The sequence below is a fragment of the Pirellulales bacterium genome (assembly GCA_019694435.1).
Taxonomy (GTDB): domain Bacteria; phylum Planctomycetota; class Planctomycetia; order Pirellulales; family JAEUIK01; genus JAIBBZ01.
This window is the reverse complement of the sequence record JAIBBZ010000023.1, coordinates 76,198-95,366: the sequence shown is the minus strand read 5'-3', so window position 1 is coordinate 95,366 and position 19,169 is coordinate 76,198. Positions and strand designations below refer to the sequence as shown.

20 protein-coding genes are annotated in these 19,169 nt (G+C 64.7%); 9 read left to right on the top strand and 11 right to left on the bottom strand.

What is annotated here, in order from left to right; translation table 11 throughout:
- A partial coding sequence (locus K1X74_16560; GenBank protein MBX7167948.1) for a winged helix-turn-helix domain-containing protein occupies window positions 1–204 on the bottom strand: 204 nt, incomplete at its 3' end.
- A 71-nt stretch (window positions 205–275) separates the two neighbouring features.
- Complete coding sequence (locus K1X74_16555) at window positions 276–962, bottom strand: transposase (GenBank protein ID MBX7167947.1); 687 nt, start codon at window positions 960–962, stop codon at window positions 276–278.
- Here K1X74_16555 and K1X74_16550 point away from each other — a divergent pair.
- On the top strand, window positions 961–1,440 hold the full coding sequence (locus K1X74_16550) for a transposase (GenBank protein ID MBX7167946.1): 480 nt from the start codon (window positions 961–963) through the stop codon (window positions 1,438–1,440). The two genes, K1X74_16555 and K1X74_16550, sit on opposite strands and share 2 nt — an antisense overlap.
- 27 nt (window positions 1,441–1,467) lie before the next feature.
- Here K1X74_16550 and K1X74_16545 read toward each other — a convergent pair whose 3' ends face one another.
- The 4 genes from K1X74_16545 to guaA all read right to left on the bottom strand — a co-directional run bounded on the left by K1X74_16545 (window position 1,468) and on the right by guaA (window position 6,751).
- Entirely contained in the window at window positions 1,468–2,490 is a 1,023-nt protein-coding gene (locus K1X74_16545; GenBank protein MBX7167945.1) for a tetratricopeptide repeat protein, read from the bottom strand.
- A 127-nt stretch (window positions 2,491–2,617) separates the two neighbouring features.
- The gene (locus K1X74_16540) at window positions 2,618–3,304 is read right to left on the bottom strand and encodes a transposase (GenBank protein ID MBX7167944.1); all 687 of its coding nucleotides are present in this window, start codon (window positions 3,302–3,304) and stop codon (window positions 2,618–2,620) included.
- 185 nt (window positions 3,305–3,489) lie between these two features.
- Window positions 3,490–5,163 (bottom strand): energy-dependent translational throttle protein EttA, encoded by a 1,674-nt coding sequence (ettA, locus tag K1X74_16535; protein ID MBX7167943.1) that lies wholly within the window; start codon window positions 5,161–5,163, stop codon window positions 3,490–3,492.
- Window positions 5,164–5,167: 4 nt separating this feature from the next.
- Complete coding sequence (gene guaA, locus K1X74_16530) at window positions 5,168–6,751, bottom strand: glutamine-hydrolyzing GMP synthase (protein ID MBX7167942.1); 1,584 nt, start codon at window positions 6,749–6,751, stop codon at window positions 5,168–5,170.
- A gap of 275 nt (window positions 6,752–7,026) precedes the next feature.
- Between guaA and surE the strand changes: the two genes are divergently transcribed.
- The 3 genes from surE (at window position 7,027) to K1X74_16515 (ending at window position 8,735) form a co-directional block, all read left to right on the top strand.
- Window positions 7,027–7,800, top strand: a complete 774-nt coding sequence (gene surE, locus K1X74_16525) for a 5'/3'-nucleotidase SurE (protein ID MBX7167941.1) — start codon at window positions 7,027–7,029, stop codon at window positions 7,798–7,800.
- Window positions 7,797–8,264, top strand: coding sequence for a hypothetical protein (locus tag K1X74_16520; GenBank protein MBX7167940.1), 468 nt, complete (start codon window positions 7,797–7,799; stop codon window positions 8,262–8,264). The genes surE and K1X74_16520 overlap by 4 nt, the downstream gene beginning before the upstream one ends.
- Window positions 8,265–8,429: 165 nt before the next feature.
- Window positions 8,430–8,735 carry a hypothetical protein gene (locus K1X74_16515; GenBank protein MBX7167939.1) on the top strand — a complete coding sequence of 102 codons (306 nt, stop codon included), beginning with the start codon at window positions 8,430–8,432 and terminating at the stop codon, window positions 8,733–8,735.
- Between the two features lie 44 nt (window positions 8,736–8,779).
- Here the strand turns inward: K1X74_16515 and K1X74_16510 are convergent, their stop codons facing one another.
- Window positions 8,780–9,331: a hypothetical protein gene (locus tag K1X74_16510; GenBank protein MBX7167938.1), complete on the bottom strand. Its 552-nt coding sequence runs from the start codon at window positions 9,329–9,331 to the stop codon at window positions 8,780–8,782.
- A gap of 61 nt (window positions 9,332–9,392) precedes the next feature.
- Window positions 9,393–11,009 (bottom strand): phosphopyruvate hydratase, encoded by a 1,617-nt coding sequence (eno, locus tag K1X74_16505; protein ID MBX7167937.1) that lies wholly within the window; start codon window positions 11,007–11,009, stop codon window positions 9,393–9,395.
- Here eno and K1X74_16500 point away from each other — a divergent pair.
- Genes K1X74_16500 through rsmA form a run of 4 tightly spaced genes read left to right on the top strand, consistent with a single transcriptional unit; the run spans window position 11,008 to window position 14,476 of the window.
- Window positions 11,008–11,994 carry a phosphatidylserine decarboxylase gene (locus K1X74_16500; protein ID MBX7167936.1) on the top strand — a complete coding sequence of 329 codons (987 nt, stop codon included), beginning with the start codon at window positions 11,008–11,010 and terminating at the stop codon, window positions 11,992–11,994. The two genes, eno and K1X74_16500, sit on opposite strands and share 2 nt — an antisense overlap.
- Window positions 11,991–12,908, top strand: a complete 918-nt coding sequence (gene pssA, locus K1X74_16495) for a CDP-diacylglycerol--serine O-phosphatidyltransferase (GenBank protein ID MBX7167935.1) — start codon at window positions 11,991–11,993, stop codon at window positions 12,906–12,908. Before K1X74_16500 ends, pssA begins: the two co-directional genes overlap by 4 nt.
- Before the next feature lie 22 nt (window positions 12,909–12,930).
- Window positions 12,931–13,539: a riboflavin synthase gene (locus K1X74_16490; GenBank protein MBX7167934.1), complete on the top strand. Its 609-nt coding sequence runs from the start codon at window positions 12,931–12,933 to the stop codon at window positions 13,537–13,539.
- A 13-nt stretch (window positions 13,540–13,552) separates the two neighbouring features.
- The gene (gene rsmA, locus K1X74_16485; protein MBX7167933.1) at window positions 13,553–14,476 is read left to right on the top strand and encodes a 16S rRNA (adenine(1518)-N(6)/adenine(1519)-N(6))-dimethyltransferase RsmA; all 924 of its coding nucleotides are present in this window, start codon (window positions 13,553–13,555) and stop codon (window positions 14,474–14,476) included.
- On the opposite strand, the gene K1X74_16480 is transcribed toward rsmA, so the two are convergent.
- Both K1X74_16480 and K1X74_16475 read right to left on the bottom strand, forming a co-directional pair.
- On the bottom strand, window positions 14,473–15,399 hold the full coding sequence (locus K1X74_16480) for a polyphosphate kinase 2 family protein (protein MBX7167932.1): 927 nt from the start codon (window positions 15,397–15,399) through the stop codon (window positions 14,473–14,475). The genes rsmA and K1X74_16480 overlap by 4 nt on opposite strands.
- A gap of 91 nt (window positions 15,400–15,490) precedes the next feature.
- Window positions 15,491–16,321, bottom strand: coding sequence for a PIG-L family deacetylase (locus tag K1X74_16475; protein ID MBX7167931.1), 831 nt, complete (start codon window positions 16,319–16,321; stop codon window positions 15,491–15,493).
- Between the two features lie 116 nt (window positions 16,322–16,437).
- On the opposite strand from K1X74_16475, the gene K1X74_16470 reads away from it, so the two are divergent.
- On the top strand, window positions 16,438–16,665 hold the full coding sequence (locus tag K1X74_16470) for a hypothetical protein (GenBank protein MBX7167930.1): 228 nt from the start codon (window positions 16,438–16,440) through the stop codon (window positions 16,663–16,665).
- Window positions 16,666–16,690: 25 nt separating this feature from the next.
- On the opposite strand, the gene K1X74_16465 is transcribed toward K1X74_16470, so the two are convergent.
- Window positions 16,691–19,036 carry a peptidase gene (locus K1X74_16465; GenBank protein MBX7167929.1) on the bottom strand — a complete coding sequence of 782 codons (2,346 nt, stop codon included), beginning with the start codon at window positions 19,034–19,036 and terminating at the stop codon, window positions 16,691–16,693.
- Between the last annotated feature and the right edge of the window lie 133 nt (window positions 19,037–19,169).

Below are 19,169 nucleotides of genomic sequence, written 5' to 3'. Positions count from 1 at the left end.
CGAGAAGCCCAGCGCATGCAAGATTCGGCCGAGGTGGTCCGGATGGTACGCGATGCCGAACTTGCGGCGGACGACTTCGGCGATCCGCGGACAGGTCCAGAGGTCGCTGTCGAAGCCGGCAGCCAGCAGCCCGGCGACGAGAATGTCGCAGAGCTGGTGGCATTGGTCTTCCGACAAGCGGCGCGCGGCGGGCTTGGGCTTCAAGGCCGCGACGCCACCGCCGCGAAAGGCCTTGGGCGAAGAAACGGGGCCGAAGAAACGGGGACAGGTCCAATTTACGAACCCGAGAGCGAAGGCTTGCGCGGGCGGCCGGGCGCGCGGAGCGTGGCTTCGAGCCCAAGGGCGGCGGCGGTCGACGCGATCCATGACGTGCTGCCGTAGGGTGTGCCACGCTGCACGCACCGCCGCAGCGCGGCCAACTCGGCTTCGGTGTGCGCCGTGTTGACGTGTTCGCGCCAGCGACGTGGGCGGGGAACCGGCCAACTCGACAGCCAGGCCTTCTGCTCGGCGGCGCCGCGCTCGCGAACCCACAGGCTACCCCAGCGCCAGTCGACGGCGCGGCGGACCAGGCCGGCCCGCTGTGCATTGCGCTCGACGTACCGCAAGACCTGGTAAAAATGCTCGTCGGTCTCGACAGGGAACGACTTGAAACGGCCCTGGTAGACGTGGCCATAGCCCAGCCGCCGCTTGGCTCGCACCCAACGCGTCGCATGCGTCACCGTGAGCCGTTGGAAAAACGTACCCAGTTGACCGTCGGCTTCTGGCCAGACCACGAAGTGCCAGTGGTTGGGCAGCACGCAAAAACCGCAGACCCGCAGCGGAATCTTGGCCAGGGTCTCCGCCAAGGCTTCTTCGAACGCCTCGTAGTCGCGGGCCTTGTCGAACAACCGCATCCGCCCCACGCCACGATTCAGCACATGATAAACGAACCCACCCGGTGCGGCACGCGCGGTTCTTGGCATGGCCTTGATCGTAACCACGATCCCGCGACCAGGCAATAATTGGACCTGTCCCCGTTTCTTCTCCCACGCGGCGCTCGACGACGCGCTCTCGCGTGTCGAAATCACGACGCTCGTGGCCGATGCCGGTTACGATGCCGAGCATGTGCATGAGTATGCCCGCGAGGAGTGCGGCGTGAACACATTCATCCCCGCGAAGATCGGCCGGCCGACCGCGAAGCCGCCGAGCGGCTTTTGGCGCAGGCGAATGGCACGCTGGTTATATCTCACGCGCTACACGCAACGCTGGCAGGTCGAGACAGTCAACAGTATGCTCAAGCGACTGCTGGGTTCGGCCTTGCGAGCGCGACGCTATCGTTCCCAATGCTGCGAACTCTGCCTGCGAGCGATCACGCTGAACGTGATGATCCTCAGGCGTCGAGGGGTTTTCTGCGGAGCAAGTCAAGAACGGTTCCTGGAACCTTTTCTGATTGCAGCCTGACGAAGATCGGTGTCGACATTGGCCATATTACTTTGCGCGTCCGCATAACCTCGACCACAAAATGCGTACCCACCTTTTCAACGGATTTGATTTCGACTCTCCCTGTTGGGCGCGCCCTAACCGTTTGTATCCCAACTTCTCAGCCTGATCGAGATCGGCGTCGCCTTTGGCGATGTCACCTTTCTGCATGTACGCATGGCCTCGGCCATAGAATGCATGCCCAGCAATCGGATCGATCTGAATCACTGCGGTAAAGTCGGTGATTGCCTTGTCATAGTCACCCTTATCGGAGTATGAGCAGCCCCGGTTGTAATACGCCCCGGCATCCTTAGGGTCGAGTCGTACAACCTCAGTATAGTCTGCAATCGCCTTATCGAAATTGCCAGCTTTAGAGTGATTGTCACCCCGATTATAGTACGCGGTAGTATACTTCGGATTGAGTCGAATCGCCTCGCTGTAATCCGCCAAGCCTTGATCGACCTCACCCCTCATGCTGTGCGCATAGCCACGCCCGCAATAGACTTCAGCACACTTCGGTTCGAGTCGAATGGACTCCGTGAAGTCCGCGATCGCCTTATCGAACTCTTTCACTTTGTTATAGGCACGGCCTCGTCCCCAATAAACTTCGGCATATCGTAGGCCGAGCCGAATAGACTCCGTGAAATCCGCGATCGCCTTTTCGAACTCCCCCTTCGCATTAAAAAGACGGGCTCGCCACACAAGTGCTTCCAACAACTTCGGGTCTCGGCGCAGAGCCTCCGTGCAGTCACCAATGCTACGCTCAGAATCACCGATCCGCCCGTAAGCAACTGCACGGACCCAGTAGCCCTCAGCGCGGTGCGAGTCGAGCCGGATAGCCTCCGAGCAATCAGTGATGGCGTTCGTCCACTCGCTCTTTCGCGCGTAAGCATGGCCTCGGCTGGAGTACAGCTGCGCATTTTGTGGATTGATACGGATGGCCTCGGTGTATGCCGCTATGGCTCCTTCAAGATCGCCATTGTCTCGCAGCAGATTACCTCGCTTGATTGCTTCATCTTCGGTACTACTCATATCGCTGTCTCGAGACATGCCTTCATACGCCCCTGGCGGTCGCCGTACGCCATGACATTAGGTTGGTCATTATGGGAATGGAAAATCGCTTTGCTCCTCTCCGTGAAGAAACGGGGACGGGTCCAATTTATGAATCCGAGAGCGAAGCCTTGCGCGGTCGGCCGGGCGCGCGGAGCGTGGCTTGGAGCCCAAGCGCTGCGGCGGTCGACGCGATCCATGACGTGCTGCCGTAGGGTGTGCCACGCTGAACGCTTCGCCGCAGCGCGTTCAACTCGGCTTCGGTGTGCGCCGTGTTGACGTGTTCGCGCCAGCGACGCGGGCGGGGAACCGGCCAACTCGACAGCCAGGCCTTCTGCTCGGCGGCGCCGCGCTCGCGAACCCACAGGCTACCCCATCGCCAGTCGACGGCGCGGCGGACCAAGCCGGCCCGCTGTGCATTGCGCTCGACGTACCGCAAGACCTGGTAAAAATGCTCGTCGGTCTCGACAGGGAACGACTTGAAACGGCCCTGGTAGACGTGGCCATAGCCCAGCCGCCGCTTGGCTCGCACCCAACGCGTCGCATGCGTCACCGTGAGCCGTTGGAAAAACGTACCCAGTTGACCGTCGGCTTCTGGCCAGACCACGAAGTGCCAGTGGTTGGGCAGCACGCAAAAACCGCAGACCCGCAGCGGAATCTTGGCCAGGGTCTCCGCCAAGGCTTCTTCGAACGCCTCGTAGTCGCGGGCCTTGTCGAACAACCGCATCCGCCCCACGCCACGATTCAGCACATGATAAACGAACCCACCCGGTGCGGCACGCGCGGTTCTTGGCATGGCCTTGATCGTAACCACGATCCCGCGACCAGGCAATAATTGGACCTGTCCCCGTTTCTTTCCCTATTTCAACCTCGCCAAGTGCGGAGCCAAGCTCCGCACGGCTCGCAAAATCGCGACTTACGTCGCCATTTTGAGACCGCATCCATGCGGTCAACCAGCCCGCTGAGTAAATCAACGGGCCGCTAGTGCCGCAGCTTCTTATAGCGGAATCGCTGGGGTTCGTCGGACGAAACGCCCTGCCGTTCGAGGCGTTGTTCCTCGTACGTCTGGAAGTTGCCTTCGCACCAGTGGACGTAACCGTCCCCCTCGAAGGCGAGGATGTGCGTGGCGATGCGATCCAGGAACCAGCGGTCGTGGCTGATCACGATCACGCAGCCGGCATACGCGAGAATGGCTTCTTCGAGCGCCCGCAGCGTATCGACGTCGAGGTCGTTTGTAGGTTCGTCCAAGAGCAGCACGTTCGAGCCGCGCCGCAAGAGCTTGGCCAGGTGTACGCGGTTGCGTTCGCCGCCCGAGAGCTTGCCGACCAGCTTTTGCTGGTCTTGCCCCTGAAAGTTGAACCGGGCCACGTAAGCACGGGCGTTGACCTTGCGGCCGCCGAGATCGAGCGTGTCGTGACCGCCCGAGATCTCGTCGAAGACGGTGCTGTCGGCCCGGAGCGCGTCGCGATTCTGATCGACATAGCCGAGTTCGACCGTCGGGCCGACACGGACTTCGCCGCGGTCGGGCTGTTCCTCGCCGACGAGCATGCGGAACAAGGTCGTTTTGCCGGCGCCGTTGGGCCCGATCACCCCGACGATGGCTCCCGGCGGGATGCGGAAGCTCAGATTGTCGATCAGCACGTTGTCGCCATAGCTCTTGGTGACGCCCACGAGGTCGAACACCAGGTCGCCCAAGTGCTTGCCTGCGGGAATCTGGATTTCGAGCTCTTGCTCGCGGTCGCGCTGCGCCTCGGCTTCGAGCTTTTCATAGGCCTTGATGCGGGCCTTGCTCTTCGACTGGCGAGCCTTGGGCGCCATGCGGACCCATTCCAGCTCGCGGTCGAGCGTCTTTTGCCGCGCGGCGGCCTGTTTTTCCTCGCGGGCCAGGCGCTCGCGCTTCTGCTCGAGCCAGGAGCTGTAGTTGCCTTCCCAGGGAATGCCGCGCCCGCGGTCGAGCTCGAGAATCCACTGGGCCACGTTGTCGAGGAAGTAGCGATCGTGCGTCACCGCCACGACGGTGCCGGTGTACTCGGCCAGATGGCGTTCGAGCCATTGCACGCTTTCGGCGTCGAGATGGTTCGTCGGCTCGTCGAGCAGCAGCAAGTCGGGCCGTTCGAGCAGCGTCTTGCATAATGCGACGCGCCGGCGCTCGCCGCCGGAGAGCGTTGCAACCTCGGCATCGCCGGGCGGCAGTTGCATCGCATCCATAGCGATCTCGATCTGCCGGTCCAGCTCCCAGGCGTTCACGGCCTCGATCCGGTCCTGAATCCTGGCTTGCCGGGCCAGCAGCTTTTCCATTTCCTCGGGCTCGAGCGGCTCGGCGAACCGGGCGTTGACTTCGTCGTACTCGGCCAACAGCGCGCGGGTCGGCGCGACGGCCTCTTCGACGTTGCCCAGCACGTCCTTCTCGGGATTGAGCTGCGGCTCTTGCGGCACGTAGCCGACGGTGAAGCCATCGGTCAGCTTGGCCTCGCCGTCGAATTCCTGGTCCTGGCCGGCCATGATCCGCAGCAAGGTGCTCTTGCCCGAACCATTGCGGCCCAGCACGCCGATCTTGGCGCCGGGATAAAACGCCAGCCAGACGTCCTCGAAGACCTTCTTCTGCCCGTGCTTCTTGGTCAGGCCGCCGATTTGATAGATGTATTGCCGACCCATCGGGCTACTCCCACTCGATCGTCGCGGGGGGCTTGGAACTGATGTCGTAGACGACCCGATTGACCCCGCGCACCTCGTTGATGATGCGGGTCGAAATACGGGCCAAGACCTCGTACGGCAGATGCGACCAATCGGCCGTCATGAAATCGTCGGTCTCGATGGCCCGCACCGCCACGGTGTTTTCATAGGTGCGCGCGTCGCCCATCACGCCGACGCTTTGCACCGGCAGCAAGACGGCAAACACCTGCGAGGTTTGCCGGTAGAGCCCGGCCGCCTTGATTTCTTCGACGACGATCGCGTCGGCGTCGCGCAGCCGCTCGAGCTTTTCTTGGGTCACCTCACCCAGGCACCGCACGGCCAGTCCGGGGCCGGGGAACGGATGACGCCAGACGATTTCCTCGGGCAGCCCCAGCTCCAGGCCCAGCTTGCGCACCTCGTCCTTGAACAAATCGCGCAGCGGCTCGATCAGCTCGAAGTTCAGGTCTTCGGGCAGGCCGCCGACGTTGTGGTGCAGCTTGATCGTCGCCGCGGGGCCGTCTTTGGCCGCGCCGCTCTCGATGACGTCGGGGTAGAGCGTGCCTTGGGCCAGGTACTTCGCGCCCTGAATATGATGGGCCTCGGCGCTGAAGCAATCGATGAACGCTTTGCCGATGCGGCGGCGTTTTTCCTGGGGCTCGGTCACGCCGGACAGCGCCGCCAGGAAGCGTTCCTCGCCCTTGACGACGTGCAGGTCCGTGCGGAAGTGCTGGCTGAACGTGCGGATCACTGCGTGGGCTTCATCCTTGCGCAGCAAGCCATTGTCGACCAGGATGCACGACAATTGCGGGCCAATCGCCTCGTAGAGCAGCGCCGCGACGACCGATGAATCGACGCCCCCGGAAAGGCCGCAGATCACGCGATCGCTGCCGACCCGTTGGCGGACGCCCGCGATCGTCTCCTTGGCAAAGTCGCCGATGCGCCACGAGGCGTCGCAGCCGCACACCTGCAACAGGAAGTTGGCCAGGATGGTCGGGCCCTGCGGCGTGTGCGTCACCTCGGGATGGAACTGCAGACCGAAAATCGGCAAGGTTTTGTGGCGAATGGCGGCCAGCGGGCAGGTCGAAGTCCGAGCCAAGGGGTAGAAGTCGTCGCTCACGGCGGCCACCTGGTCGCCGTGACTCATCCAGACCTCGGTCCGGCGATGGATGCCCGCCAGCAAATCGCTCGCGTCGGTGACCTCACAGACGGCGCGGCCGAATTCGCGCGCCGGGGCTTGGGAAACCTTGCCCCCCAGTGCCTGACACATCAATTGCATGCCGTAGCAGATGCCCAGCACCGGAATGCCGAGTTGAAAGATGCCCGGGTCGCACTGGGGTGCACCCTGCTCGTAGACGCTCATCGGCCCGCCCGACAAGATCAGGCCCAGCGGGGCCAGCTCGCGTACGCGCGCGGCCGTGATGTCGTGGCGCACGATCTCGCAGTAGACATGCTGCTCGCGGACGCGGCGGGCAATGAGCTGCGCGTACTGCGAGCCGAAATCCAAGACCAACACGCGCCGGCTGGTGAGCTGACTGCTCGCCGCCGGCGGCGACGCCGATTGGGCGCTCATGACGACCGTCCTGTCGGGGGCATCCCTTCGCTGACGGCTCTGGCCTGGGACGGCGCGGCGTCCCCGCTCGCGAGCCGCGATTAAAACAAAAAGCCCGTCGGCCGACGGGCGAGAACGAAGGATTATACGGTTCGGTCCCAAAAAATATTAGCCCCCAAAGGGCCGGGCGTGGCGATCGCGCGGTCATTTGCCGCCTCCGCAGGCGGCGTCTATAACCGACCGGCGCACATCGGCCCGCTGCGGCCGCGCAACGCTCACTCGGAAAACAACTTGCCGTGCACATCCTGCTGACCAATGACGACGGAATCTATGCCCCGGGCTTGGCGGCCCTGGAGCGCGAGCTGGCCCATCTGGGAACGGTCGACGTCGTTGCCCCCGCGACCGAGCAGAGCGGGGTCGGCCATTCGATTACCTTCCTAAGCCCGTTGGTGGTCAAAGAGGTGTTCGACGGGCCCAAACGCCGGGGCTGGGCGGTCGAGGGGAGCCCGGCCGACTGTGTGAAGCTGGGGATCGTCGAGTTCTGCGACAAACGGCCCGATCTGGTCGTCAGCGGGATCAACAACGGCCTCAACGCCGGCATCAACGTGCTCTATTCCGGCACCGTGGCAGCGGCCATCGAGGGGGCTTTTTTCGAGATTACGAGCATCGCCGTGTCGCTCGAATACGACGAGCATGCCCAGTTCGATCGAGCCGCCCGGTTGGCTCGGCGAGTGATCGAGCAGATCCTGGCCAACCAGGGTACTCGCCCGCGGCTGTACAATTTGAACATCCCCCTGGCCGCGCTGACTCAGCCGGCCCAGTTGCGGTTGGTGCCGATGGGCGTCTCGCGCTACGGCGAGCAGTTCGAGCGCCGCGTCGACCCGCGGGGGCGGAACTACTACTGGGCAACGAACGACCCGCCGCCGCCGCGCACCGCGGGCGAGACCGACCTGACCGCCTTGACCGACGGCCACGTAACCTTGACGCCGCTCGATTTCGACCTGACGCGCCGCGACGTGCTGGCCGAGATGGGAGGCTGGAACATCCAGTTTCCGGAGATGGACCGGTGACGCGCCTGATTTCTCTGCTGTGCTGTGCGGGTGCCCTGCTCTGCGGCTGTTCGGGCGATCGTACGACCCCGGAGCTGCAGGCGACGCCGGCCGTCGAGGCTGCGCCGGCCGCTGCCGCTCCCGCTGCCGCGCAGGCGGCCGAAGCTCCCGCGGCGCCGGCCGAAAAGGTGCGCGAGGCGGCGCGAGTCGGTGTCGGGGCCAAGGGTAACGACCTCGACCCGGGATTGTTGACCACGCCGGTGAAGACCTATTTCACGGCGCAAGAACTCATCGCGTTCGACGTCCAGGTACCGCAGGCGCTGCAGTTGTTCAAGGCCACCAACGGCCGGTCGCCCGAGTCGGAAGACGAGTTCATGCAGCAGGTGATCAAGGCCAACAACATCGAATTGCCGACGCTCCCCGCGGGGCATCGCTATGTCTACGACGTGGCCAGCGAGCAATTGATGGTCGAGCATCCGAAATAGGGTCCGCTCCGCCTGCCCGAGGCGTTCTAATCGTTATCCTCGGAACCGCGGCGCCAGCGATTCCGGCGGCGCTTGAAGCGTGCCGGGCGCGAATCATCATGGAATGCAGCGACGCGGCGCAATTCGCTGGCCGGCGTCGAACCCCCAACCCCCGGGGCTGCTCCCATGTTTCGCAAGTTTCGCTTGATGTTGCCCGTGTTCGTGCTGGCCTGCGGCGTGGTTCCCTCGGCGCTGGCCGGTCCGGCGCCGGGCACCAGTTGGGTTTTCCGGCAGTCGTACTACAGCCATCAGCCGGTGCAGCCGGTGCAAATCGGCCGCCGCTCGGCAGGCGGGCCGTTCTACACGTCGCCCCAGGGCGAATACGTAAGGAGCGGTTTCCGCAACATGCGCAGCTTCATCAACGTCGGCGGACGCCAGTACGACAACGTCAACGTCTGGGAGTCGTGGATCCAGCACGGCTCGCAGTACTAATCGGACCACGAAATCCGCCGCAGACGCAGCAGGCCGTTTCGTGATCAGCGATGGTCGCGCTGCTTGGGACCGAAGGCGTCTTCATCCTCGTAGCCGGTCACTAGCCAGCGGCCGCCGTCGTGGCGGAAAGCAACCGTGAAGCGGCGGACGAAGTTGTCGTAGGGCGACTGGCCGGCGCGATCTTGTCCCTCGACGCGGCATAAGAATCGCGCGCTCGCCGCAGCCGGCTGCCCGCGCTGCTCGCTTACGCCGATTTCGAGCTGCGCGATCCCGACGTGGCGAATATCGACCTGCGGCATCCGTGAGCGGGCTTCGCCGGCCAGGGCCTGGGCCTCTGGAGCCAGGCAGTCGACAACCCCCTCGACGTCGTTGGCCTCGAGCCGCGCCTTGAGCGTTGCCAGGGCCGCCTCGACCTGTTCGCGCGGCGTCACGACGAGACGCTCGACCAATAACAGCACGGCCACGAGCGCAGCGACGGCTCCCATCGCCAGGAGGATCGCCCCGCGGCCCGTACGAAAAAACACCACGGCCAGCAGCACCTCGATCAAGGCGCCGGCCACCAACACCGTGGTCGGGTCTTCGAACAGCCAGGCCATGGCGCAGCCCCGTATAGCCCAAGGCAATTCTACGCAGGGGGCAGCACGTGGGCAGGCTGCCTTAGCCCCAGGTCGGGAAGTAGTGCCCGCCGTAGTCGGCCTGGGAGCCCAGGGTCTCTTCGATGCGCAGGAGCTGGTTGTACTTGGCCACTCGGTCCGACCGCGAGGCGCTGCCGGTCTTGATCTGCGCGGTGCCCAGGCCCACGGCCAGGTCGGCGATGGTCGTGTCTTCGGTCTCGCCGCTGCGATGGCTGGAGATGCTGGTGTACCCGGCGCGGCGGGCCATCTCGATGGCCCGTACGGTCTCTGTCAGGCTGCCGATCTGGTTGACCTTGATCAAGATGCTGTTGGCCACTCCCTCGGTAATGCCGCGCTGCAGGCGCGAGACATTGGTCACGAACAGGTCGTCGCCCACGAGCTGGACGCGGTCTCCGAGCCGCTCGGTGAGCAGCTTCCAGCCATCCCAGTCTTCTTCGTGGCAGCCGTCCTCGATCGAGCAGATCGGGTAGCGTTCGCACCAGCCGGCCAGCATGTCGACCATCGCGGCCGAGGTGAGCTCTTGCCGTTCGACCGTGTACACGCGGCGGTTTGCATCGAACAATTCGGAAGCAGCTACGTCGAGGGCGATCGCCACCTGGTTGCGCGGCTCGTAACCGGCCGCGCCGATGGCCTCTTCGAGCAGCTTGAGGGCCTCTTCGCTGCTGGCCAGGGCCGGCGCGAAACCGCCTTCATCGCCGACGGCCGTCGAGAGCTTGCGCTTCTTCAACAGGCTCTTCAGGTGATGGAAGATTTCGACGCCGCAGCGCAGCGCGTCGCGAAACCGCTCGAAGCCCAGCGGCATCACCATGAACTCTTGCACGTCGAGCGGGTTGTCGGCGTGGGCCCCGCCGTTGACGATGTTCATCATCGGCGCCGGCAGGATGTTGGCGGTCGCTCCGCCGAGGTAACGAAACAGCGGCAGATCGCAGTGCTGTGCCCCCGCCTTGGCGACCGCCAAGGAAACGCCGAGGATCGCATTGGCGCCGAGGTTGCGCTTGTCGTCGGTGCCGTCGATCTCGCACATCCGCTCGTCGATGGCTCCCTGGTCGAGCGCGTCGCGCCCGAGGATCTCCGGCGCAATCGTCGCATTCACGTTCTCGACGGCCCGGTGCACGCCTTTACCCAGGAACTGCGCGTCGTCGCCGTCGCGCAGCTCAACCGCCTCGAAACCGCCGGTGCTGGCGCCGCTGGGCACGGCCGCGCGGCCAAACGAGCCGTCGGCCAGGCGGACATCGACTTCGACGGTCGGGTTCCCACGGCTATCCAGAATCTGTCGGGCGCGCAAATCAACGATGCTCGAATTCGTCACGGCTCGGATTTCCTCAGGCGGACGGTGAAAGGGGCCTTGCGGCGGGTACCCGGTTGGCTGCCGCCGAAGGGTCCCATTGTGCCGCTTGCCGGGCGAGTTGCCTACGGGTAGCGCGACCCCGGGGGAGCCATGAGTTTTCACGACCCCCGAACGAACTCCAAGGCCCGGAAAGGTAGCCGGCACCGGGCCTCGGGGGGCGTGCGCGTCCACTTTGCAGCGCGGCGGAACAGGATTACGATCCGAGTGAGGAATCCGCGCGATGTGCCGCGCAGCATCAAGAATCCTGATCGAACCTGCCCCCCCGCGCACCTGCGTTGCCGAGCGTGTCATGAACCCTGTGGTTGGCGAAATTGCTGTGGCGGCGCCCGAGCCGCTGCCGGCCAACCTTTGCAGCGTTCAGCCCGGCGGCGGGGTCTGTTATTCGCTGGAACTGGCCTGGGGCCGTTTGCGGCGCGCCTGGCTGGCGCGTTTTCGGCCTGGCTATGTTGCCCGCATGGCCGCTTGTCGGCACGGCTCGACGGCCGGAGCGCCGCACCCGATCCTCGACCCGCGCGACCTCAAGTACTGCCGCAACTTATGCACGGCCGATTGGAATCCGGAAGATGACCCGTTTGCCTGGCGCGACCGGCTGCCCTTTGCCCGTTGGGGGCTGGCCGAACTGGTGTTGATGAGCCTGCCGCTGGTCGCCGCGATCGCGGCTTGCCTGGCCACGGGTTGGGCGGCAATCGCCGTCTTGCCCGGCGCGCTTTTGGCATTGGTCGTCTGGTTTTTTCGCGATCCGCCGCGACGCGTGCCGCAACAGCCCGGTCTGCTCGTGTCGCCGGCTGACGGCCGGGTGGCCGAAGTCACCCGCGTCGAACACGACGAATGGATCGGTGGCCCGGCGCTACGCATCGGCATCTTCTTGTCGATCTTCAACGTGCACATCAACCGGGTTCCCGCACGCTGCAGGGTGCTGAAGCTGGCCTACCATCCGGGCCAGTTTCTGAATGCCCTCGATCCACAAAGTGCGTTGCTGAACGAGGCCATGTGGATCGGCCTCGAATCGCTCGAGCGGCCCGGACAACGCTTGATCGTCCGGCAAATTGCCGGGCTGCTGGCGCGTCGCATCGTCTGCGGGCTGCGGCCGGGCGAGGTGCTCGAGCGCGGAGTGAAGTTTGGCATGATCAAACTGGGGTCGCGGACGGAGCTCATTCTGCCCGACGACCCGCAAACCCGGATCCTGGTGCAGGTCGGCCAGCGCGTCCAAGCCGGTAGCACGGCGCTGGCCGCGTTGGCGCCTGCGGGCAACTCTTCGGCGGAGAACCTGGCGTGATTAAGCGATCTCAAGACGTTTCACGGGCCGCGCGTGCCGAGCTGCATCGCCGCCGCCGCGCGATGGTGGCCGTGTTGCCGACGCTGTTTACCCTGGGGAACCTGGTCTGCGGATTCTTTGCCATCGTCGTGGCGTCGCGCGTCGACGCGCCGCTCAAGGCGGTTGTGGTTGGCCAAGCGGAGCCGGTCGTCGTGGCGCCGGTCGAGTACGACCTCGACGAGCGCACGGACTGGCGCAACTGCATGCTCAGCGGCTGGCTGATTCTGCTGGCCATGGTGTTCGACGCCCTGGACGGCCACGTGGCGCGGCTGTCGCGGATGACGAGCGAATTCGGCAAAGAGCTCGACAGCCTGTGCGACGTAGTGACCTTCGGCGTCGCGCCGGCGTTTCTGTTGGTCAAGATCGTGCCGGATTTTGCCGTGCTCCATCGCGAGGCGGTCTGGATGATCGCGGCGACGTTCGCGGCGTGCGCGGCCTTGCGGCTGGCCCGATTCAACGTCGAATCAGGCGACTCGGACGATCACCTGTATTTTCGGGGGTTGCCCTCACCGGCTGCCGCGGCATCCATTGCCAGCTTCGCCATCATGTTCTACACGCTACGGCGCAATCCGACCGGGCTGAGCTACTTGCCCGGGCTTGACATGGCGCTACAGGCCGTGCTGCCGTTTTTCTCGCTGTGCGTGGCGCTGTTGATGGTGTCGCGCATTCCGTATCCGCACGTCGTGCATCAGATCCTCTCGGGCCGGAGAAGTTTCGGGCACATGGTGCAACTGTTGTTTGCGCTGGTGCTGGTGATGATGCTCAAGGGATACTCGCTGCCCCTGGTGACCGTCGTGTTTGTCACGGCGCCGCCGATTCGCTGGCTGGTCAAGGAGTGGCAGCGGCGGCGTTTCCTGCAGCGATCGCCGTTTTGACTTTACTGGGATGAAGGCTGCGATGTTTACCGGATTGGTGCAAGCACTGGGCGAAGTCAGCGCGATCACGCGCGGCGCCACCGGTGCGCGGCTTAGCCTGCGCGGCGGGGATTATAGCGCCGGAGTGCGCCTGGGCGACAGCGTCGCGATCAACGGCTGCTGCCTGACCGTGGTCGAAGCTGACGCCCACACCTTGCACTTCGATGTCGGCCCTGAGACGCTGGCCCGGACGAACCTGGGGCGGCTGGCCCAAGGCAGTCGAGTCAACGTCGAGCGGTCGCTGCGCGTCGGCGACGAACTGGGCGGGCACCTGGTCACCGGTCATATCGACGCCACCGGAGCGCTCGACGAGCGCCGCGACGAGGACGGCTGGTCCGTCTGCTGGTTTCGCCTGCCGCAGCACTTGCTCGGCCAGGTCGCGCCACAAGGCTCGATCGCCGTTGACGGAGTCAGCCTGACCGTGGTGGCCGTCGAAGCGGCCCGATTCAGTGTGATGTTGATCCCGCACACGCTGAGCGTGACGACCCTGGGGCGTCTGCAGCCGGGCGACCCGGTCAATCTCGAAACCGACCTGCTGGCGAAATACGTCGAACGGCAATTCGCCGGCCGTTCGCAGTCGTCACCCGCGTAAGGACCCTCGCCCGATGTCGACCGGTTCGGCCCGCAATCAGACGCTGAGCTACCTGATGCGCACCTTCAAGCGCGTCGGGCTCGAACCGAGCGCGCGGCATGGGCAGAATTTCTTGATCGATCTGAACTTGCAGCGGCTGCTGCTCGAAAGCGCGGAGCTCGCGCCGACAGACGTCGTGCTCGAAGTCGGCACGGGGACGGGCGCCCTGTCGGTGCTCATGGCCGAGCGTGCCGCGGCCATCGTTACGGTGGAAATCGATCGTCACCTGGCACAGGTCGCCCAGGAGCAGTTGGCCGGCGCCGGAAACGTCGTGATGCTCGTGCAAGACGCGTTGCGCAACAAAAACAACATCAGCGACGCGGTGCTCGAAGCGGTGCGGGCGCAATTGGCCGTCGATCCAGCGCGGCGGCTAAAGCTCGTGGCCAATCTGCCCTATTGCGTGGCCACGCCGATCATCTCCAATTTGCTGTCGACCGACGTGACGCCGGTGCTCATGACGGTGACGATTCAAAAGGAGTTGGCCGACCGCATCGTCGCGGTGCCGTCGACCAAGGATTACAGCGCCCTGAGCATCTGGATTCAGTGCCAGTGCCACACGGAGATCGTGCGCGTGCTGCCTCCCGAGGCCTTCTGGCCGCGTCCCAAGGTGCACTCGGCCATCGTCCGCATCCGCCCGGACGAGGCGCTGCGGGCGGCGATTCCCGATCGTGAGTTCTTTCACGAGTTCGTCCGCGCGTTGTTCTTTCACCGGCGGAAGTTCTTGCGCAGCGTGCTCGTGGCGGCGTTCAAGAATCGGCTCGAAAAGCCCGAGGTCGACGAAGTCCTCGCGACGCTCGAGTTCTTTACTGCCGATACCCGAGCCGAGCAGCTCGACGTGCCGACGATTTTGCGGCTGTGCGAGGCGTTTCGTCTGCGGCTGGCCGCCGACGCGACTTAGGCTGGCTGCTGGCCGGCAGCCTCGGCTTCCAATTGCCGGCGGGCCGCCTCGATCGCCTCACGCTCGGCGGGCGCGGGCTCGGGCCAACGCAGCTTGAGATCGCGAATGGTCGCGACGAGCACCTCGGCCACCAACGCCCGGGTGACCCATTTGCGGTCGGCGGGCACGACGTACCAGGGGGCCCAATCCGTGCTGGTCGCGGCGATGCACTCTTCGTAGGCCTGCATGTACTGGTCCCAGTACTGCCGTTCGTCGAGATCTTTGGCCGAGTACTTCCAGTGCTTTTCCGGATCGCGCAACCGGTCGAGAAACCGCTCGCGCTGTTCGGCGGGCGAAACGTTCAAGAAGAACTTGACGATGGCCGTGCCATTACGCGCCAGGTGGTGTTCGAACGCGTTGATGTCGTCGTACCGGCCCTGCCAAAACCGGGTGTCGGGTTTGCCGACGGGCAAGCGTTGCGCTTCGATCAACTGCGGATGCACTTTGACGATCAGCACTTCTTCGTAGTAGGACCGATTGAAGATGCCGATGCGGCCGCGCTCGGGGAGCGATTTCATGCACCGCCAGAGAAAGTTGTGATCGAGATCTTCGGCCGACGGGTGCTTGAAGCTGAACACCTGGCAGCCTTGCGGATTCACGCCCGACATAACGTGTTTGATCGTGCTGTCTTTGCCGGCCGCGTCCATGGCCTGAAAGATCACCAACAGGCTCCAAGTATCGGCCGCGTAGAGCAATTCTTGCGACTCGGCCAAGGCGGCGACGCCATCTGCCAAGAGCTGCTGGGCGATCGCTTTGCGCTTCGCCTTGGGCAGATCCCGGTCGCCCGCCCAGCCGGGGTCATGCTCGGCCAGCGAAAGTTTCTTGCCAGGCTTCACCCGGCACATCTCGATCAGATCGGCGGGCGTCTTCTGCTTGCGCGACATGGCTCGACCCTCGAACACGCTTGCGGGAGGCCCTCCGTGCCCAGGTTCCCTGTCGCCGTGACACGTGCACAGTGTAATCAAGCGGCAAGCGCTACGCCGGGCCGAGGAGAAAACCGAAGAGCCGGTGCCGCGCCGCGGTGTCGAGCGGCGCGGCATATTCGCTGATCTCGTAGGCCTCGCACCAGGCAACTTCGCTCCCCCGCACGGGTCCATATGCGGCGATCAACTCGCGGCGGTAGCTGTCGGCAGCCGGCCGCAGGTGGGCCGTGTACCAGTCGTACAGCCATTGCCGCCGGGCGGCAGGCGCGGTGGGGACTTCCTCGAGCCGCTCGAGGTTAAACGGCAGCCATTCGAAGAACTGCGAGGCGTGACAGGCGAGCATGTCGACGATCGCGTCGAGCACGGGCCCCACGTCGACGACGACGTCGCCGGCCAGCGGTGCGGGCCGGGTAAAGCGGTCGGGCATCGAGGCGATGACCGGCATGCGCCGCAGGATCGGCACCTCGGGGACAACGGCCGGCACCGTAACCAGGTAGGCCGCATCGCGGACCGCGTGCGCGACGGCGCGGTGGTCGGGATGATAGTCGCTGGTGCGGTGCGTCAGCACCAGGTCAGGCCGAAACGTGCGCAGCTCCCGGATGACCCGCGCACGGACTTCGAGCGTGGGTTCCAAGGCGGCATCGGGATATTCCCAGACGGCCGATTCGGCCCCGATACGCGCGGCGGCGGCGGCAGCCTCCTGGCGACGCAGCTCGGCCAGCGGCGGCCCGGAGAGCGATTGATGCCCGGCGGCGCCGTTGGTTACCGAAATCATTCGGACCGCATGACCGCCGGCGGCATACAGCGCGGCCAGCCCGCCGGCGTGATATTCGCAATCGTCTGGATGCGCTCCGAGGATGAGCAGTCGCAAGGGGGTAGCCATGCACCGCAGTATAATCGGAGCAGTGCGGCGCAAAACGCACGGCGCTCGGATATCATGCTGGGGCCGGTCGTTGGCACTCCGGCGTGGCGTGGCGCGTGCATACTGCGGAGCACCCTATGAAGTTCATCGAGTTGTCCGGCAAGACCCTGTATCGCCTCTTGCAGCCGGATGAGATTGATCCCGAAGAACTGCGCAAAGCGGGCGTCAGCGAAGATAGCCTGGTGCGGATCAATCCCCAGGGCGACATCGAAGTCCGCAAGACGCGGAGCTGGGAAGTGATCGGCGGTTTGCTCGGCGATTTTTCCGAGCGCGTAAAGCGCGCCACCGGCCGCGATTGGGCCTAAGGCTGCGCGCCGTTCCGGCCGACCGTCATTGCGACTCGACCTTGGCCCAGAACGGATGCTGACGGTCGCCGCGCGTGCGGACGTCGTCAAGCATCACGGTCAGATCGGGCTGAATGGTGCCGCCGCCGCGCGGAATGCGCTGGTTGTTGACCGTGACCAGGATCTTCTGCTGGAAGTCGACCAATTCGGGCGACAGCCACACGGTGACCCGGCCTGCACCCGTCTTGATCCGCAGGCTGTTGGTGGTGCTGGCCGTGGCCGTGATGACCATGGCCCGGGTGCCGTTGGGAACCGGCCACGCGGCCGGATCGACGACGACTTTCGCGGGAAAGTCGTTCACTTCTAGCCAGTAGAAGTAGTTGTCCCAGGTGCGCATGGTGCGGCATTCGATTTCGCGGGGGAAAAAGTTGCGTTTGAAGCGCCCCATCCAGTCGAACAGCCGCAAGATCTCGTCGGAAAAATGCTCGTGGCCGCGGCCGCGGTATTCGACGGCCGTGAAGTTGAATCCCGTGCCCGTCAGGCAACGGTCCAAGTCGCGGGCGTTTTGCAGCGGCTTGGTGCCGTCGAGCTCGCCTTCAACGATGTAGAACGGCAGCGAGCGGGCATTTTCCCAGTAGAAGGCGCCGTACTTATCGGACACGGCCGCGATCGGGATCACGCCGGCCCACAGGTCCGGATGAGCCAGGCCAATGTCCCATGCGGCGTCGCCGCCCATTGAATGGCCGGAAAGGAACACTCGGTCGGTGTCGATTGCGAACCTCCGGCAGGCATCGCGCAGCGTGGCCAGGACCGCAGCATGGGCATGGGCCGAATAGTCGTACGAGGTTTGTCCGGCCGCGGTCCACGAGGGGGCGATCACCACGTAACCGTGGCGCGTCGCCTGGCCCAGCCGCATTTGCGATTTTTCGTCCCAGCCGCCGGCCCACCAGTCGACCTGATGCGCGGGAGTCGTTCCGGCACCGTGCAACGTGACAATCGCCGGGTAGCGACGGTGCGGGTCGTACTCTGGCGGCAATTGAATCAGGTATTGGTATTCCGGGTCGGGCGCGATCCCCGGCACGGTCAGCTCGTACAAGCCGCGCGCGCCGCCTTGTTCCTCGGGCAGCGGATACGGCGGTTTCAGCAGGGCCAGCAACTGAGCGACCAGCTCGGGCGACGCGCCTTCCTGGGAAATCACCTCGGAGAGCAACTGATCGCGCTTCACGCGGTTCGGCTCGTTGAAATACTCGACGGTGAGATTGCGCATGGTGTACATCGCCAGGGCCTGCGTCAGGTCCTGCGAGGCCCCGTTGCTGCCGACGAGCCAGCCGCTCAAGGCCAGTGCCACCTTTTCGGTTGGCTGCAATTGCGGGTCGTCGGCCAGGCGCAGATAGGCCGCGACGCGATCGAGCGTGTCGTGGTCGAGTTCGCTGAACATTTCATTGCGCGCGTCCTCGATCCGGTCGCGCAGCTCGGCGTCGGTAATCTGCGCCAGTTGCCGCTCGAAGCTTGCGTGAAACGATTGAACCTGGTCTTGCTCGGTCTGGTAAGACTCTTTCCATTGGCGTACCTGCTGCAAGATCTCGCCCGACACGCCGTCGGTCGGGAACTGTTCGAGCATCCGCAGGGCTAATTGGTGCTGGCCGGCGCCGCGGCGCAGCTCGATCTCGGACAACAGGCGGCGCGCGCTGAGCTGTCGCAACTCGTTCACCACCGGCTCGATCTGGCCCGAAAACGTCGGAAACTCCTGGGCGATCTGCTCGAGTTCCGCGCGGGCATCGGTGTAGCGCTCGCTTTGCAGGTACAGTCGGGCCACTTTCAGCCGATGCTCGACGTTGGTCGGATCGATGTTGTGGGCGAGGATCTTGCTCAACTGATCGCGCGGAATGCTGCTCGTGGCGATGCGGCAGTCCCAGATCGTGTTGAGCCCGACGACGCGCGTCCACTGCGGCGTGATTTCGTAGATGCCTTGGATGATCTCGATCGGGTCGCCGCCCGGACGCCCCATCCGGAAGATGCGCCGCCCATGCTCGTCGAACGGATCGACGCTGAGGATCATGCCCACGTTGGCCACGGTTGTGCCGCCCTGGGGCACGGGCTGCTTGAGTTGAAACCGCTCGTAGCTCGAGCTCTCAGGAGCGACTTGAGCGACCTGCCGCTTCGAAACAAAAGTCCGCCGCAGATCGTCGTCGATCATGACGATCAGCCTGGGGACGGGTGCGGCGTTCTCCGTGCGTTTTTTCGGATCGTCGGAAATGCTCGCCAGGGGGACGACTTTACCTTCGAGCACCCGGCCGTCGCGCATGGTGAGCTTGCCCGCTTGCGCCGCCGCGGCGACGACGAGCAGTTGCGCCATCGCGCCCAGCGCAAGCAACAGGGTACGTCGCAACATCCCCGCGCAACCTGTTCCGGTGACCTGACGAAGAAGGAGGAATCCGCGGCCTCGACATGCGGGCGATACGCGGCGCCCGTGCGGAGTCCCCCGTCCATTCTCGCCCACCCTGGGCGCCGGTCAATCAAAAGCA

What these genes read in the sequence shown, in the direction of transcription:
- K1X74_16480 (MBX7167932.1), bottom strand. Translation starts at nt 15,399, where the DNA reads ATGTCGCGCAAGCAGAAGACGCCCGCCGATCTGATCGAGATGTGCCGG.
- ettA (MBX7167943.1), bottom strand. Translation starts at nt 5,163, where the DNA reads ATGGGTCGGCAATACATCTATCAAATCGGCGGCCTGACCAAGAAGCAC.
- eno (MBX7167937.1), bottom strand. Translation starts at nt 11,009, where the DNA reads ATGACACGCTCGGCAACGCAGGTGCGCGGGGGGGCAGGTTCGATCAGG.
- K1X74_16555 (MBX7167947.1), bottom strand. Translation starts at nt 962, where the DNA reads ATGCCAAGAACCGCGCGTGCCGCACCGGGTGGGTTCGTTTATCATGTG.
- K1X74_16540 (MBX7167944.1), bottom strand. Translation starts at nt 3,304, where the DNA reads ATGCCAAGAACCGCGCGTGCCGCACCGGGTGGGTTCGTTTATCATGTG.
- K1X74_16465 (MBX7167929.1), bottom strand. Translation starts at nt 19,036, where the DNA reads ATGTTGCGACGTACCCTGTTGCTTGCGCTGGGCGCGATGGCGCAACTG.
- rsmA (MBX7167933.1), top strand. Translation starts at nt 13,553, where the DNA reads ATGTCGACCGGTTCGGCCCGCAATCAGACGCTGAGCTACCTGATGCGC.
- guaA (MBX7167942.1), bottom strand. Translation starts at nt 6,751, where the DNA reads ATGAGCGCCCAATCGGCGTCGCCGCCGGCGGCGAGCAGTCAGCTCACC.
- K1X74_16490 (MBX7167934.1), top strand. Translation starts at nt 12,931, where the DNA reads ATGTTTACCGGATTGGTGCAAGCACTGGGCGAAGTCAGCGCGATCACG.
- K1X74_16515 (MBX7167939.1), top strand. Translation starts at nt 8,430, where the DNA reads ATGTTTCGCAAGTTTCGCTTGATGTTGCCCGTGTTCGTGCTGGCCTGC.
- K1X74_16500 (MBX7167936.1), top strand. Translation starts at nt 11,008, where the DNA reads ATGAACCCTGTGGTTGGCGAAATTGCTGTGGCGGCGCCCGAGCCGCTG.
- K1X74_16510 (MBX7167938.1), bottom strand. Translation starts at nt 9,331, where the DNA reads ATGGCCTGGCTGTTCGAAGACCCGACCACGGTGTTGGTGGCCGGCGCC.
- K1X74_16470 (MBX7167930.1), top strand. Translation starts at nt 16,438, where the DNA reads ATGAAGTTCATCGAGTTGTCCGGCAAGACCCTGTATCGCCTCTTGCAG.
- K1X74_16545 (MBX7167945.1), bottom strand. Translation starts at nt 2,490, where the DNA reads ATGAGTAGTACCGAAGATGAAGCAATCAAGCGAGGTAATCTGCTGCGA.
- K1X74_16475 (MBX7167931.1), bottom strand. Translation starts at nt 16,321, where the DNA reads ATGGCTACCCCCTTGCGACTGCTCATCCTCGGAGCGCATCCAGACGAT.
- K1X74_16550 (MBX7167946.1), top strand. Translation starts at nt 961, where the DNA reads ATGGCCTTGATCGTAACCACGATCCCGCGACCAGGCAATAATTGGACC.